General features: G+C 62.4%; 11 protein-coding genes. 9 read left to right on the top strand and 2 right to left on the bottom strand.

The window, feature by feature from the left end:
* Positions 1-13: 13 nt before the first annotated feature.
* The 9 genes from BGC09_RS04490 (at position 14) to BGC09_RS04450 (ending at position 11616) form a co-directional block, all read left to right on the top strand.
* A complete protein-coding gene (locus BGC09_RS04490; RefSeq protein WP_069802518.1) occupies positions 14-2809 on the top strand; it encodes a lantibiotic dehydratase in 2796 nt (931 codons plus the stop codon).
* Between the two features lies 1 nt (position 2810).
* Entirely contained in the window at positions 2811-3854 is a 1044-nt protein-coding gene (locus BGC09_RS04485; RefSeq protein ID WP_069802516.1) for a lantibiotic dehydratase C-terminal domain-containing protein, read from the top strand.
* A gap of 15 nt (positions 3855-3869) precedes the next feature.
* Positions 3870-5048: a thiopeptide maturation pyridine synthase gene (locus BGC09_RS04480; protein ID WP_069802514.1), complete on the top strand. Its 1179-nt coding sequence runs from the start codon at positions 3870-3872 to the stop codon at positions 5046-5048.
* Complete coding sequence (locus tag BGC09_RS04475) at positions 5035-6738, top strand: SagB family peptide dehydrogenase (protein WP_069802512.1); 1704 nt, start codon at positions 5035-5037, stop codon at positions 6736-6738. Before BGC09_RS04480 ends, BGC09_RS04475 begins: the two co-directional genes overlap by 14 nt.
* A gap of 48 nt (positions 6739-6786) precedes the next feature.
* Positions 6787-7734 carry an ABC transporter ATP-binding protein gene (locus tag BGC09_RS04470; RefSeq protein WP_069802510.1) on the top strand — a complete coding sequence of 316 codons (948 nt, stop codon included), beginning with the start codon at positions 6787-6789 and terminating at the stop codon, positions 7732-7734.
* An 80-nt stretch (positions 7735-7814) separates the two neighbouring features.
* On the top strand, positions 7815-8573 hold the full coding sequence (locus BGC09_RS04465) for an ABC transporter permease (RefSeq protein WP_069802508.1): 759 nt from the start codon (positions 7815-7817) through the stop codon (positions 8571-8573).
* A 19-nt stretch (positions 8574-8592) separates the two neighbouring features.
* Positions 8593-9840, top strand: coding sequence for an amidohydrolase family protein (locus BGC09_RS04460; RefSeq protein ID WP_069802506.1), 1248 nt, complete (start codon positions 8593-8595; stop codon positions 9838-9840).
* The gene (locus BGC09_RS04455) at positions 9837-10364 is read left to right on the top strand and encodes a hypothetical protein (RefSeq protein ID WP_069802504.1); all 528 of its coding nucleotides are present in this window, start codon (positions 9837-9839) and stop codon (positions 10362-10364) included. The genes BGC09_RS04460 and BGC09_RS04455 overlap by 4 nt, the downstream gene beginning before the upstream one ends.
* A 385-nt stretch (positions 10365-10749) precedes the next feature.
* Complete coding sequence (locus BGC09_RS04450; protein WP_141727637.1) at positions 10750-11616, top strand: hypothetical protein; 867 nt, start codon at positions 10750-10752, stop codon at positions 11614-11616.
* Between the two features lie 45 nt (positions 11617-11661).
* Here the strand turns inward: BGC09_RS04450 and BGC09_RS04445 are convergent, their stop codons facing one another.
* Both BGC09_RS04445 and BGC09_RS04440 read right to left on the bottom strand, forming a co-directional pair.
* A complete protein-coding gene (locus BGC09_RS04445; protein ID WP_069802500.1) occupies positions 11662-12366 on the bottom strand; it encodes an ABC transporter ATP-binding protein in 705 nt (234 codons plus the stop codon).
* An 11-nt stretch (positions 12367-12377) separates the two neighbouring features.
* Positions 12378-15158: an FtsX-like permease family protein gene (locus tag BGC09_RS04440; RefSeq protein ID WP_069802498.1), complete on the bottom strand. Its 2781-nt coding sequence runs from the start codon at positions 15156-15158 to the stop codon at positions 12378-12380.
* Between the last annotated feature and the right edge of the window lie 202 nt (positions 15159-15360).

The raw sequence follows: 15360 nt of genomic DNA, 5'->3' as shown, positions 1-15360 counted from the left end.
AAGAAGAGGAGGCATGAAAGAGCAGCATCTCTGCCGCGTGTCAGGAGACTATGTCGTACGGGTCGCCGGTCTGCCGCTGACGGCCCTGGCAACGCTGCGCTTTGAGCGGAGCCTGGCGCTGATTCAGGAGCTGCTACGCCTTGAGGAGAGGCTAAGCAGCAGCGGCACCTCCCTCTCGGAACAATTGCACACGGTGATCGGCAACCTGACGGGCGCTGAGCAGCGCCGACCACGCCAGCAGCTGATCGAGTTGCGGCGCGCTCTCTTTCAGGGTCGCCAGCCAGCACCAGCGCTGCTGGCTCCAGGCCTGCTGGCTTGCTTACCCGCTGAGCTGCGTGCCGCGATTGGAGATTGGCAGGCAGGGCTTCAGCAACGCGCTACGCTGCTGGCAGAAGCTCGCCGCGTGTTCGCCGAGGAGCTGGACGAGCGCCGGGCGGCTCTGCGCGCTCTGGTCAGTCAAGAGCGCTTTCTCCAGGGCGTGCTCCTCGCCAGCCCAAGCCTCTACCTGGATTGCTGCCGCTGGCTGACAGCAGCTCCAGCAGAGGCCGGGCGCTTTCTCGATCGCAAGCTAGAGGACGGGCTGCTCAACTACCTCACGCGCATGGCCGCCAAAACCAGCCCCTATAGTACCTTTACGGCCCTCGCCCACGGTCGCTTTGCCTCTGCAGCACAGGAGCGGCAGAAGGAGATGACGACGGCTGGCACTGAGCAGCACAAGTCAGCGGAGGAGCAGAGTGTCATCGAACTGAACAGGCTGCTGCTGGACCATATCGCCCGGGCGCTGACTCAGTGGCCAGCGCTTCGCCCCTCTCTGCGCGTGAGTGTGAACCCCTCACTCGCGAGCAGCGACGGCGTTCTACGTTTCATCAGCCGGGATGAGCTGGGCCGCGAGCGCCTGACTGCGGTACGCGCCACACCATCACTGCGCGCCGTGCTTCAGTTTGTCACGGACCAGCAGCCGCTGAGCTATGGGGAGCTGTTCGAGGCGCTGAGCGCTCTGGACCCGCAGGGGCGGCGGCAGGAGCTGGCGCAAGCACTCGATCAGCTCTGCACGCGCGGCCTGTTGCAGCTCGATTTCGCTATCCCTGAGCAGGCTCAGAACTATCTGCTTCGCCTCTGTGAGGCACTCGCTCCTATCAACCAGAGGCGCGTTCAGGAGATACGAGGGCTGTTACTGGAGTTACACAAGTCCCTGGCCACTTACGAGCGGACGGCTGAGGCGCGCCAGCGTTACGCGATTCTGCAGCAGCTGCGCGCTCTGCTGGAGCGTCTCTTCTCTGAGCTGGGCCTGAGCGAGCGGCCTGGTTTTGCTCTGCCGGCTAAGAATCTGATCTACGAGCATAGGCTGCTGAAGACGGCGCCTGGCAGCAGTCTTCCCGCTCTGGAGAGCGATCTCCTGGCCGATCTGGCCCTCGTCCAGCGGCTGGCCGGCCTCTACGATCCGCTGCTCACCGGTCGCCTGGCGTTGGCCTCCTTCTTCAGCCGACGCTATGGGGTGGGTACGACGGTAGACCTGCTGACCTTTTACGCAGACTGCTATCGAGAGAGCCAGCAGCTGGCGCCCGCGCTCTTCAGTCAGCCAGCAGGGGAGCGTTCGATGCTGTCGACTGCTCCTGGTTCTGCCCAGGCGCTGCAGCTCTTCAGCGCGCTCTTCTCTGACAGCGGCGCTGAACAGGAGGAGCTGGCCCAGATCATGGCCCTGCGTCAGGAGATAGCGCGCGCAGTGGCCGACCAGCCGCTGGACAGCGTCAGCGGCATTCGCACCCTTGATCGTCAGCGGCTGCGTGCTCTGCTGGAGCGCTGTCCCGCCTCTGTGGGGCTGCCGTCCTCGCTGGCACTCCACTGCCAGCTCTACTGGCAGGACGGCCAGCGTTACCTGGTGCTGAACTCCATTCAGAGCGGTTTCGGGCGCCATCTGCGCCGCCTGGGCTACCTGGAAGCTCAGCTTGCTCCCGCCTCCCACGAGAGCCTGAAGCAGGGCATTCCCTCAGCCCTGGTCGATACGGCGGGGGCGGGACCACTGCCGATGGCTATCCAGGGTGTCTTTGGCTCCAATCTGAACCTGCGCCTGCCCGGCAGCGAATACGAGATTGCTTATCCCGGCAGTCCGAGCGGTGGCAGCCCCGAGCAGCTGCTCCCTCTGAGTGACCTGCTGGTCCAGCATGATCCAGTCAGTCAGCGGCTACTGCTGCGCTCCAGGCGCTTGAACCGCCAGTTGCTGCCGATGCATCTGGGTCTGATGTCCGATTACTGGCTGCCACCGCTCTACCGTTTTCTGCTGTGGGCCTGCGGCGAGACGCCTGGTGAGCGCCTGTGGAGCCTGCGCCTGCTCCTGCTCGCTCCTCCCCTGGCGCACGAGAGTAAGGAGGCGCGGGAGCCGCAGCCGCGCTACCAGCCGCGTACCTGTTTAGGGCGGATCTGCCTCAACCGCGCCCATTGGCACCTGCCGCCGGCCTGCTTACCCGTTCGTCAAAAAGGCGAGTCACACTTTGACTACTTTCTGAAGGTGCAGCGCTGGCGCGCGCAGTATCGCCTGCCAGCGCGCTGCTTTCTGCGCGTCAATCCTTTCGATTTCCAGGCCGCCGAAGGGCTTGATGGCTCCGCCTATTCACTCGGCAAGGAGCGTAAGCCGGTCTATCTTGATTTCGAGAGCTATTTCTCGCTCAGCATGTTCGAGCACCTGATCGAGAAGAGCAGCTTCGGTCTGCTACTGGAGGAGGCCCTGCCAGCGGAGGCCGATTTGCTGCCTGCTCGTGAGGGTGGCTACGTCTGTGAATATGTCTTTGAAGTCAATCACCAGGGAGCCTGAGATGATGGAGCAGCGTCGCTGGATCAGCGCCCATCTCTTCTACCACGGAGATCTGAGCGCGCTCCTGGTCGGCTGCGTCCAGCCGTTGCTCATACGCCTGGAGCAGAGTGGCCTGATCTCCGCCTACTTCTTCGTGCGCTATTGGCAGGGAGGACCACATCTTCGCCTGCGCCTCTTGCCACGGACGGCCAGCGCTGCAGCGCCGATCATGGACGAGGTGCGCCAGGCCGCCACTGGCTATTTTCAGCAGTATCCAGCGCCCGACTCGCTGGACCCAGGGCGCTACCAGGAGATCAGCGGCTATCTCTCCCTGATGGAGTTTGGCCGCGCGGAGTCCGGGCCGCTCTATCCGAATAACAGTGTGCACTTTCTGCCCTATGTGCCAGAATATAAGCACTACGGTGGGCAGCAGGCCATGCCTTCCATCGAAGAGCATTTCTGGGAGTCGAGCGCCATCGCCCTGGCCCTGCTGAGACAGGGCGTCGACCGCAAGCAGCGCACGGCTCATAGCACGGCGGCTATGCTGTTGACCGCCGCCCTGGAAGATCCGACGCGCACGGCAACGGCCCGGGTGATCGAACACTTCTACTTTTCGTGGGAGCGCATGCCCGCCAGCCTGCGCACTCAGCTGCTGGCTCGCTTTGATCAGCAGTACGAGCAGCAGCGCCAGCGCCTTGAGCGGCTCAGCGCACAGCTCTTGCAGCTCTCTGCCCAGGCAGAGCCAGACCTCGACGGATTCTCAACGGCCCTCGGGCGCTGGCTGCGCTCCATTCGCCAGCTCTACCGCAAGCTCCAGGAGCTGGATCAGGCTGGCCTGCTGCTGCCACAACCGCCGTCCGCCAGGCCGGCGAGGCCGTCGTCGATCACGATCGGTACGCCGTTGAGCGTTGTGCTCCGTTGCGCCCATATGCACAATAACCGCCTCGGGCTGCTGATCCTCGAAGAAGCCTACGTCCTTCACCTTCTTAAGTGCGCTCTCAGTGAGGAGGGCCGGGCCAGCGCATCCAATCAGCAACCCGACCCGTTCGCTGGCAGCCCATTCTAGAGACAGGAGCAAGCCATGTCTGGCAGTAGCGTCGCTCGTTCCGAAGCCTGCGCCTGGCAGAGTGTCCACGTGTACTACTACGATGAGCAGAAGGATGCTCTGCTCCTCGACTGCATTCAACCGCTGTTCGCGCAGGCCAGGCCGATTACGCCCCGACTCTTCTTCGTACGTCACTGGCTGCGTGGCCCGCACCTGCGCCTGCGCTTTTATTGCCCGCCGACGCAGTTTGCAGCCGTGCTCAAGCCACTGATCGAGTCGACTGTCGGCAGCTACCTGCGCCAGCACCCTTCTACCACTCGCCTGGACGAGGAGCAGCTGAAGCCGCTCTATGCCACGCTGGCGCGTCAGGAACAGGAGATCGGGCCGCTTTTTCCGCTCTATCCCGACAATTCGATCCAGTATCTGCCCTACGACCGTCGACTGCAGGTGCTCGGCTCCGAGGCCCTGGCGAGCCTGCTCGAAGATTTCTATGTTGACACCAATGACCTGGCCTTTGCCATGCTGGCCTACCTGCGTCAGGGCCACTCGCTACTGACCCTCTGTTTCGATCTGATGATCACTGTGGCCCATCGGCAGGGCCAGCATCTCGCACGCGGCTTTCTCTCTTACCGCTCTCATGCCGAGGGCTTTATCATCGCCAGCTCCGACCCTGCCCGGACGCGCGCCCTCCTTGAGAGCCGCTATCGGCAACAGGCCAGGACACTGGTCGCCAGGCTACGGCAGGTAGTGGCCGCCCTGGATCAGGAGCAGGATACCTTTCCTTTCGCTCTGACCTGGTCCCAGCTGATGCAGCGCTATCAGGAGCGCGCTGCGCAGCTGCTTGCCTCCGGCCAGATCGACCTGAGCATGGCCAGTCTGGAGACGGACGCGGGGGACCGCCCACCCGTGCACAGGAATCTGGCCGCCAGCGCCTTCCATAGCGCTCTGGAGCGTGATCAGGAGCGCAAGCAGGCGCTCTACAGCGATCGCTGGTTCCAGAGCTATCGTCTGGTACTGAATCTGCTCTACCTGCACTTCAGTCGGCTGGGCCTGCGTCCGCTCGATCGTTTTCTGCTCTGCCACCTGGCCGCTAATGCTGTCGAGGAGGCTTTCAAGATCGATGCCGTTGAGATGGTCAGCGCGTTCAGCGATGGGACCTGGCCAGGGCCACCATATTGGCCAGCAGAAGGAGGGAGACAGCATGCTGGAGCCTGAGCGCAGGGCCTCGCCGCTCGGGCAGCCGCCAGAGGAAGCGCCACTGACAGCGCTCCAGCGCTATATTGCGGAGGCCCAGCATTTTCCGGAGCGCGAGGTAGTGGACTGGCAGCACGCTCCGCTGAAATATAAAGTCTATCGCGGCGGCGATTGCCTGCGCCTGGCTTTTCTGAGGCCGCCCTTACCAGGGGCCAGCCAGGAGAAAGCTCGCCAGCCGTTTGGGGCTGCTCAGTTCGGCCAGATGCTGGCCGCTATCTATGGTCTGACGCGCCAGCGCTGGACCGGGGCCGAGAGCTATAACGCCATCGCCGCCGGGAGCACGCTGCCGATCCTTGACCCACACACCCACCCCTTCAAGCAGGATCTGCTGCGGCCTGTGCCTTCCGGCGGGGGCCTCTACCCCTGTGAGGTCTATGCCGTGATCGGCGCCGGTCAGGCTCTGCCCGCCGGTGTCTACCACTATGACCCCATCCACCACGCTCTGGATGTGATCCAGGACGCCGGGGCCTGCTCAGAGCAGGACAACCAGTGCCTGACAGCGCTGCTGGAGACGCTGCTAGAGCCACCGGCCTGCAACGCCGATTTCGCGCTGGTCCTGAGCTGCTTCTTCTGGAAGAACGCCTTCAAATATGGTGAATTTGCCTACCGCTTGCAAGGTCTCGACCTGGGGATCGTGCTGGGCCAGGCGCTGGCGGTCGGCAGCTCTTACGGGCTGGAGAGTAGCGTTCATTTCCGCTTTGTTGATAGCGCTGTCAATGCTCTGCTGAAGCTGGACGAGGCCTATGAGAGCGCGTATGCGGTCATCGTCTTCAGTCTTGGAGATAGGCCGCGCGCTCCAGGCGCTGGCTGGCAGCGCTGGCAGAAAGCGGCTGCCTCGCCGTCCAGCGTGGCAGACGAGCGGGCGCGTCTGCAGCCCCTCAGTAGTCTGCCGCTCTCCGCAGCCCTGCATCGCGCCTCGCTGATCAGGGCACGTAGCCACCCTCAGCCTCAGCCTGGGGACCTCGGGGCAGAGGGGACCCTGCGGGGACCAGCCGCAGGGGCCACCATTGCTATGAGCGACGATCTCGGGCTGGAGCTGGCCAGGGGTACGCCACGGCGCCATTCAGCGCGCTACTACTTCCAGCCTGGCCTCATCAGTGAGCAGCAGTGCGCACAGTTGCTCTATGCTGCTGGGCGCGCTCTACAGAGCGATCTCACCCCCTCCGGGTCCTGCCCGCCTCGCCTGCTGCTCTATTGTCTCGTCGCTGGCGTGCATGGCCTCGATCCCGGCATCTACTGTTATACACCCGGTGCTCGCTATTGGCAGCTTGTCAGGCCAGGAGATAGCCGTCTACAATTACAGCAAATCGTGGCTCATACCGGCTATCATAATGTCTATCACATCAATCTGCATATCTTCCCGGTCGGAGAGTATAGCGAAGGAGTGCGCCGCTACGGACCCCGCTGGTACCGTATCCAGAACATGCTGGCAGGGAGCGCCATTCAGCGCCTCTATCTGGCCGCCGCGTTGCTCGGCCTGGGCTGCCATACCAGCCTGGCTTACTCCATCGAAGGAGTCAACAGGTTGCTTGGCCTTGAAAGAGGAGCGACGGCGCTGGCTCAGGTATTGATCGCACCCGAGCGACTCGCGGGTCAATATTACGAGCTGCCGCTAGCGGCAGCCCTGGCAGAAGCGTGGCCAGAAGGATAAGAGAGCGCCTGCAACCAACCATTGAGCGTAAGGAAGGAGGTCAGCGTCGTGAGCGGGAACAGTGCCGCGATCATCTCAATAGAGCGCGTACACAAGTCCTACGGGAGCCTGAAGGCCCTCGATGGGGTCTCCTTGCAGATCTGCAGCGGTGAATGCTTTGGCCTGCTCGGCCCCAACGGAGCCGGGAAAACCACCCTGCTCTCGTGTATTGAAGGACTCATCGGCTTTCAGGAGGGGCACATCACCGTCAATGGCTATGATGTCGCCCGTCATCCCCGCAAAGTGAAGAGCATACTGGGGGTGCAACTTCAGGATGAAACGCTTTTCACCGATTTGAAGGCTATTGAGGCCATACAGTTCTACGGAGCACTTTACAACACCTTTCCAACGCGGGCCGAGGCCCTGGCGCTGCTGGAGCGCTTTGACCTGGCCGAGAAGCGCAACGCCCGCATCGGCACACTCTCCGGTGGTCAGCAGAAACGCCTGACGCTGGCGCTGGCGATGGTCCATAAGCCAGCCATCGTCTTGCTGGACGAACCAACCACCGGGCTTGATCCCCAGGCGCGTCATCATATCTGGGACATCGTGCGCCGTCTGCGCAGCGAAGGCAAAACCATCATTCTGACGACGCATTACATTGAGGAGGCCGAGATCCTCTGCGACCGCGTGGGGATCATCGATCACGGCAAGATTCTGGCACTGGGCACACCGCGCGAGCTGATCGAGCGCATGGGCAATCTCTCAACAGTGCGGGCCAGCCTCTATCTGCCAGCCGAGAAGCTGCAGCGACTGCAAACGGCGGACTGCGTCCAGGCAGTGAGTAGCGACAACGGCCTGCTGAGTGTGCAGACTAGCGATCCGCAGCACGTCCTGGCCCTGCTGGAGGAGATCGGCCAGGAGACAGGAAGCCGCCCGCAAAACGTCTCGATCCGCCAGCCCAATCTGGAAGACGTCTTTCTCTCGCTGACGGGCCGCAGCATCGGACCAGCGGACTAAGGGCTGGCCCCCCCGCACGTCCGGCTCAGCGCTGCCTCGTTCGGCCTCGCCATTCGAGATGAGAGAGAAAGGAATCGCCTATGCGTCGCTTTGTCACTGAGTTTCGTTTCTTCACTATTTTGGCTTTTCGCAGCCGCACCTTGCTTTTCTTCAGCCTGCTCGTCCCGACAGGCTCGCTGCTGCTCTTCGGCTTCGTCTTCGGTCAGAATGTCATTCCGCTGCCCGGCAGCGGCGGCGTCTCTTATTCAGTCTGGCTGCTGCCAGGGATCATCGTGATGAACATGATCGCTTCTGGCCTCATGGGGAATTCCACAGCGATGATTACCTGGCGCGAACGCGGCATCTTCCGGCGCATCCTGGTAACTCCAACGGCGCCCTGGGAGGTCATGCTGGCCCGCGCCTGCACTCAGGTGCTGGTGATCGTCGTCCAGACCATCGTAGCGATCATTGTCGGCAGTCTGGTCTTTCACTTCACCTTTAACCCGCTCTACGCCCCACTGACCTTGTTGTTCATCGTTCTCGGCTCAGCTGTCTTTCTGCTGCTGGGGCAGGTCATTGCCTCCTTTACGGATCGCGTCGAGATTGGCAACATCATCAGCCAGGGCCTGTACATTCTTCTGACCTTTCTGACAGGTATCTTGCTACCTCTGCAGATTCTGCCAGATATTGTCTCTAAAGTCGCTCCTTTCACACCCTCCTATATGGTTGCTGAGCTGCTGCGCAGCGCAATGTTGCAGGGGAGCGCAGGGAGCGCGCCGCTCGCCAATATCGTCGGCTGTCTGTTGTACTGTGGCGCCGCCCTTGGCCTGTCGGCGGCCTTCTTCCGCATGCTGCGCTGAGGTCTCAGGGGAAGCGACAATGAGCTACACGATCCTGCGGGACGTCCGTCTGATTGAGGGCGGAGCGGAGGCGGGCATCAGGGAAGGGTGCGATCTCTGGCTGCAGGGGGAACGCATCGAGGCCATTACGGAGGCCCGCGCTCGCGAGCCGCTCCGGGGAGCAGGAGAAGAGATCTCCTGTTCTGGCCTCTACTGCTTGCCCGGCCTGATCGATATGCACACACACGTTACCTCGCCCGGCGAGGAGCGTATTCAGGGTAGCGATGACTTTCGTCGCGTACTGGCCAGGCATGGCCGTCAGGCGCTGGGGGCTGGGGTGACCACGCTGCGCGATCTGGGAGGCTGGCCAGAGGTGCTGCTTCGCCTGCGAGCGGGGGCGGCGCGCAGCCCTTTTTTTCCCAATCTTGTTGTGGCTGGTCCTTTCCTGACGGCACCCGGTGGCCATCCCACCACCAGCCTCTTTCATGGACTGACGACACTGCGGCGAGCGGCCACCCGTGAGCTGAGCGAGCCAGAGCAAGCGTGTGCGGTGGTCGACCAGCTCGCCGCCAGTGGCGTCGACTTCATCAAGGTCGTCTCCACGGCCTGTTTGATCGTTCCCCAGGAGGAGGCCCAGGTCCCCAAGCTGCGCCCCGAGGTCTTTGCAGCCATCGTCGCCGCGGCCCACGCCCACGGCCTGAAGGTCGTTGCTCATACCATGACGGCGGCAGATGTACGTGAGGCGGTGCTGCTCGGCTGCGATGGCATCGAGCATGGCATTGTTTGCGACGCCGTCGAGGCGACGTGCGAGCCGGAGCTGCTCGACCAGCTGCGAGAGCGCCAGATCTGCTACGTGCCAACGCTGGCCGCTATTGAGCAACTGGCGCCTCGCTTCCTGGAGCAGGCGATGCAAAACGCCAGGCGCCTCGCTGAGCATGGGGTGCTCATTGGTGTGGGCAGCGACGCTGGCAATCCAGGCGTCTCCTTCGGGACCGGGCTGCTGCGCGAGTGTGAATTGCTCTTCGCGGCTGGCATTCCACCAGCGCAGATTATCGCCGCAGCTACCAGCAGCGCCGCGGCGCAGCTCGGGCGCGGCACGCTATTGGGCCGCCTCAGTCCCGGCTACCAGGCCGATCTGTTGCTGCTGCGGGCCAATCCGCTGGAGTACCCCGGCAATCTCAGGCAGATCGAGGCTGTTTTCAAGGCCGGCTGTTGTGTGGCCTCACGTCCTGCTTCCGTTTTCCGCCGTCAGCGTTCATCAGCTTCCTTCCAGGAGCCTCTTTCGTGAGTCAAGAGAATCTACTTCCGTTTTCTTCTCACCGGGATCGTCAGGGCCGGTTTAACTTCAACTTGCTGAGCGTTGCCGAGGGTCTGTTTGCTCTGGGAACGCTGGCGCTACTGGTCTCGGTCTTTCTGCCCTGGCGCTCGACCGTGCTCAATCGTCCCGGCGAGCCCGTGCTGGTGCTCAGCGGCTGGCAAACCGGCCTGCCTGGCGGCCAGGGTCTCTGCCTGCTGGCGATCGCTGCCCTGGTCCTCTTGCTGGTACTCAGGCGCTGGCTGGCGCCTGGCCGGCGCGCCGTCTGGGAGATCGTGGCAGCCGTGCTGCTGGGGGCAATTACCGTGGTGACCTTCAAAGATGTGCTCGATTTCTATAGTGGGTCGCTGGCTCTTGCGATTAAGCGCAGCGTGTTGGGAGCCGGCTTTTATGTGGCTATGCTGGGTCTCGATCTTCTTTTGGTGGCCTGTTTCCTGCTGATAAGGCAACGTCAGCGTCAGGGAATTCCTGCGTCCGACCAACGATCAGAGCGCTAAGGATAGAACAGCCTGCCGTTGGCCTGCGCCTCTGGTCTCTGGCTGTCTGGCGCATCCCTGGCACTGGCAGCAGGGGCGCTCTTCCAGTCAGCCCCTGAGCGGGAAGCCCGCAGCACTGCTGGAAGAGCGCTGCCGCAGCTGGTTGGCCAGGAGGCTGCCAGAGAGATGGCAGAAGGCCGCTACCGTCGCTGCCGTCAACCAGGGTTGTCAGCAGAGTGTGATCGATTTCACAGTTGGGAGCGCCTCCCTGTGGTAATCTATAGGAAAGGCCACGCTCGGGAACAATGCCGGCGTGAAAACCGCATCAGCTCCTTGGCTTGCTTTTCAGATTCTATAGAATTGCCTTTATTCATGTCTCATTTTCAGAAAGAACAGGATATTCTTCATGAAAAAGTGTGTTCAGCCAATCGTTCTTTTGTTGCTGGCATTGGCCTTCCTGGCGGGTTGTAGCGGGAGCCCGGCCAGCTCTCCCACCACGGGGGGCGCCGCTTCTCCGCCGCCCACAAGCGCCTCTTCGAGCGCCAGCACGACCCCTACATCGACCGCGACAGGGCAGCAGACTTCTTTCAAAATCACAGCGGTAGATATGGCCGTCAGCCCGGCCTCGATCGCCGGCCAGACCTGCGGCAGCGCCTTGACGGTGACCTACACAGCCACCTTCCACGCAGTTCCTGACCAGAGCGCTCCTCATACTGTGCAATTTGCCTATACCATGAATAACGGGCGCAGCGAACAGAGCACCAGTCTGCAGTTCTTGCCAGGGGAGACGAGCAAGACCTTCACCTTCAGCTGGCATGGTTCCCTGCCGCTTGATCATACGGCCCCCGGCGCGGGGGGCGTCCTTGTCACCAGCCCCAACCAGCTCATCTCAACGCTGGTTAAGCCAGCCGGACTGTGCTCGCCCGCTCCCTTCCGCGTGACCTCGGTCAGCATGAGCGTCAGCCCAAGCACTATCAGTGGTATCCGTTGCGGCACGAGACTGACGGTGACCTATACGGCCACTTTCCATATCGCTCCTGGTAGCGCGGGAGGGATCATCAAGTTTGGCTATACCGTTGATAACGGACGCAGCGGCGGCGACAATACGCAGATGCTTACGGTTGGGCCGGGAGTCACCACGCAAACCTATTCCTTTACCTGGAGTGGGACCTTGCCGGCTGATCATACCTTCCCTGAGCCGGGCGGAGTGCTCGTCTCCAGTCCGAACGTGGTGCATTCGCCGCTGCTGGGGCCAGGCGGCCAGTGCAGCTAAGGAGAGGCGCAGGACGAGCAGCCCACGCACGGTCTTTGCGCCCGTTTAGGGAGCTGCTTCGCCGGCAGATCCCAGGCGGATCTGCCGGTCGGCCATCGTAGCGATCTGGGGGTCGTGGGTGGCAACGATGACCATCTGTCCCTCACGCCGCTGCACCTCGCGTAAGAGCGCCAGAACGTTCCTTGCTGTTGTCGGGTCAAGATTGCCGGTTGGCTCATCAGCCAGCAAGACCTGGGGGGAGTGAATGAGCGCCCGTGCGATTGCCACCCGCTGCTGTTCGCCGCCGGACAGCTTCGCCGGCGGATAGCCTAAACGATGGCCCATCCCGACCCGTTCGAGCAGTTCCGTGGCGCGGGTCCGCAGATCGAAGTCGAGCCTGCGCCGATAGGGCAGCAAGGGGACCATGACATTTTCGAGGGCCGTCAGATGGGGCAGCAAGTAAAAGAGCTGGAAGACAAAGCCAACGGTACGGCGTCGAAAATCGGCGGCGGCTCTTCCCCGTAAGCGATGGACGGCCTGCTCTCCGAGCCAGATTTCTCCCTCATCCGGCCTATCCAAAGCCCCCAGCAACATCAGCAAGGTGGTCTTGCCGGTGCCAGAGGGGCCGGTAACGGCGAGCAGTTCCCCGCCCTCTACCTCGAAGCTGAGACCGTGGAGCACTTCCACCGGACCGGCAGGGCTGGGATAGGATTTGCTCAGATGGCTGACGGTGAGCCGGAGCGGTTGCTCCGGTCGTTGTGCTGCTTCCATAGGCTGAGAGGCTACTCCCTTCTTAGAATCTCTGGCAAACGAAGACGACCGATGAGCCGTAGGGCCGGCAGCGTGGCCAGGACAGTGACCAGGAGCAAGAAGGCGACAGCACCTGTTCCCACCAGCAGGGCCATTGCTGGCGCCGGTTGCTGTTGCTGGAAGCGGAGGAGAGCGAAGGCCAAACCCAGGCCCGGCAGCGAACCCATCAGAGCGAGCAGGAGGCCCTCGCGGAGTACCATGCCTTGAACCAGTCGGGGAGTCCACCCTACAGCCTGCAAGAGGGCGATTTCACTCTGGCGCTCGTGGACCTCCAGGACCAGGAGATCGGCCACGCTCAGGAAGGTCAACAGGATAGCGAAGAGAACGCTGGCAAGCTGGGGCAGCGCGGTCTGCAGCAGGACCTCCTGGCCCAGGAGCGTGCCCTGCAGCTGCTGGCGGAAGGCGAGCAGGCCCATGATGGTCACTACTAGCAGCAGCGTCGACAGGAGCAGACTGCTGACGAGCAGCAGTGTCCGAAGTGGCACACGGATCAGGTTGCGCACAGCCAGGGTTGTCAGCGGGAAGAGGCGCACCCCCAGGCTCGCGCTCCGCCGCGTGGGAGTAGCTGGTAGATGCTGCGGCCTGATTACGCTGCCACTACGCAGCAGAGAAGCTGGCTGCAGTCTCCAGATGCGCCCAAGGGGAGCGAGCACGCCGAGCAGTGCCAGGCCGAGCATAGCTGGCAAGGTCCAGACAATGAGCACTGTGGGAGGACTCAGCCCGAGTAGCTTGCAGAGGAGCAAGGCCAGGCCACTACCGACAAGGCCACCGCTTAGGGCGAGGATCAGCGCCTGACCGAGCAAGAGCGTGGCCAGGTGCCAGGAGCGCCAGCCCAAGGCGGATAAGATGGCTAATTCGCCCCGTTGGGTGACCAGGAGCGCCTGCATGGTCAGGATGACATACCCCAGGGACGCCAGCAGGACCCCAGAGAGTAACAGGCTCTGGATAGTACCGAGCTGGTGCAGGTAGATCAGGCCAGCTCCAATGGTGATCCAGCGCTCTTCCACCCAGCCGATGGGAGGGATGGTTTGGGTCACTCCCGGCATCTGCCCGGCCTGCAGACCAGGAACATAGACCAGGGTCGGTCGCGGGGACGCGCCCAGGGTCACGATGGCTTCTAAACCTGTGCGGTCGTGGATTTCCTGGGCCACGCGGGCAACGCGCTCCCAGCCGGCCTGATCGGGGGTGACATTGCCCTCCACGCGGACGCGGATGACGCTGATGCAACGGTCGCCAAGGATCTGACGAGCGGCGGCCAGGGTGGTTAGCGCTAAGGGCGGCTCAAGGGTGAAGCCGGCCTGATTGGTGGTCGGCAAGAGCGAGACGGGAGCTACCGGCTGACCCTGGGCATTGTAGCGGAGGATGACGGGAGAAGGAGTATAGGTGTTCTCGGGTAGCCAGTTGAGGGCATCGCCAAAGGAGGCAGCAAGACGGCTGCCATCAAAGCGACCGACCGGCCGAGCGGTGTAGGCCGCGTTATTATAAATGGTATCAAAGGTGGTCTCATAGGCAAAGCTTTGGCCAAGAAAGCCTTTTTGCGGTGTCAGCTTGCCGGGGAGCGGGTTCAGGGAGCGAAAGGCTACCTCGCTGCCGGAGGTGCCTGGCGGGGGTTGCTGCGAGCCAGGAACCAGGGTGTAGGCGGGACCTCTGGCACCAGGCGGGGGCGTCGTTGGGCGATAGGTCAGGCTGGAGGGGCTGGTCGTGAAATTGAGGGGAAATTTGGTATAGCCTGGGTGCCCTACAACGAGAGAGGAGCCACGCAGCACCAGATCATTGCCCTCAGAGAAGAGCTGCAGATCGTTCTGAGGCAAGGGGACGTTGCTGACAAAGACGGGTTGCCTGGGAGCGCTGTTAAGATAGGCGCTGCCACCTAGCGCGGCGATCTGCTGAGGGTCAGTGCTGGCGGTGACCAGGCGGCTCAAGGAAACGTGCAGGCTGATGGCGCCGGGCAGTTGCGTGTTGATCAGAAGGGGAACGTCGTAGTTAGGCACCTTTTGCGATGCAGTGACGCCCGAGATCATGGGGTACTCGGGATCACGGGCGAGGGTGATCTGCTCAGGCAAGGGGCCGCCGAAAACCAGGCTCTGGTTGAGATGCACGAGCTGGTTTTCGGCCACAGGATCAATGGCCGCCAGCAGGAAAGCCCCCGGATTCGGCACGCCCGTAAAATAAGTATCAGCCGAGTAGAAGTAGTCTCCCACGCCGATCGCCTGCAAGGGCGCGAACTGTTTCTGAGTGAGCGGCTGGCAGAAGCGTCCGGCCAGCGTGGGTGGACAGTGACCTTTGAGGGCGTAGACGATGGTGGTGGTCTGATATTCGACGATCGATCGCTGCCCGTTGGAGGCGGTGAGGGTCCAGCTGAGCTGATAGAAGCCCGGGGGATAGGAGCCGAAATCGATGGTCGACATAGGATACTGAACGTAGCTGATGAAGGCAATGGGGGCGGCTACGCTGACACCAGGCAGGTGCTGGATCTCGGCATACTGTTGCATGCTGATCCTGCCAGTGAAGCCTTCGAATTGATCGGGCGGAATGCTGCTGCCCGGCGAGGGCACCGCTTGATGAGCAGGGACGACGACCAGATCATAGGTAGGCCGCCAGTGCAGACTGATGAGCTGCGTGGTGCGGAAGACGGTGGCCTGCGTGGCGGCGGAGAGCAGTAGTAGCGCGCAGGCGGCGACCAGAAAACCGACGCTGGCGAGCAAAGTCCGACCCCGCTGTTGGCGCAGTCCCAGCCAGAGATAGTGCGCCATGAACTGCTCCTTTCGGGATGTGCAACGTGCATCTCGATACTCCAGCCTATAGGGAATACGTCAGTGGCAAAGCCATCATCACGTGAGGATGCAATCAGAAGAGACATCCGCACAACATGTCAGTCTGTAGATGAGAGAGGCCCCTCGCTTACGGCTGACTGATTATCCCCCGGTATTTGATCGCAGATTCCCCCTCCCGGGT

It is taken from the genome of Thermogemmatispora onikobensis, assembly GCF_001748285.1.
In the GTDB taxonomy this organism is placed as follows: Bacteria; Chloroflexota; Ktedonobacteria; order Ktedonobacterales; family Ktedonobacteraceae; genus Thermogemmatispora; species Thermogemmatispora onikobensis.
This window is presented reverse-complemented; position numbering and strand designations above follow the sequence as displayed.

Bases quoted from the DNA above. Each gene is read 5' to 3' on its own strand.
- BGC09_RS04490 (WP_069802518.1), top strand. From the start codon at position 14: ATGAAAGAGCAGCATCTCTGCCGCGTGTCAGGAGACTATGTCGTACGG.
- BGC09_RS04485 (WP_069802516.1), top strand. From the start codon at position 2,811: ATGATGGAGCAGCGTCGCTGGATCAGCGCCCATCTCTTCTACCACGGA.
- BGC09_RS04480 (WP_069802514.1), top strand. From the start codon at position 3,870: ATGTCTGGCAGTAGCGTCGCTCGTTCCGAAGCCTGCGCCTGGCAGAGT.
- BGC09_RS04475 (WP_069802512.1), top strand. From the start codon at position 5,035: ATGCTGGAGCCTGAGCGCAGGGCCTCGCCGCTCGGGCAGCCGCCAGAG.
- BGC09_RS04465 (WP_069802508.1), top strand. From the start codon at position 7,815: ATGCGTCGCTTTGTCACTGAGTTTCGTTTCTTCACTATTTTGGCTTTT.
- BGC09_RS04460 (WP_069802506.1), top strand. From the start codon at position 8,593: ATGAGCTACACGATCCTGCGGGACGTCCGTCTGATTGAGGGCGGAGCG.
- BGC09_RS04450 (WP_141727637.1), top strand. From the start codon at position 10,750: ATGAAAAAGTGTGTTCAGCCAATCGTTCTTTTGTTGCTGGCATTGGCC.
- BGC09_RS04445 (WP_069802500.1), bottom strand. From the start codon at position 12,366: ATGGAAGCAGCACAACGACCGGAGCAACCGCTCCGGCTCACCGTCAGC.
- BGC09_RS04440 (WP_069802498.1), bottom strand. From the start codon at position 15,158: ATGGCGCACTATCTCTGGCTGGGACTGCGCCAACAGCGGGGTCGGACT.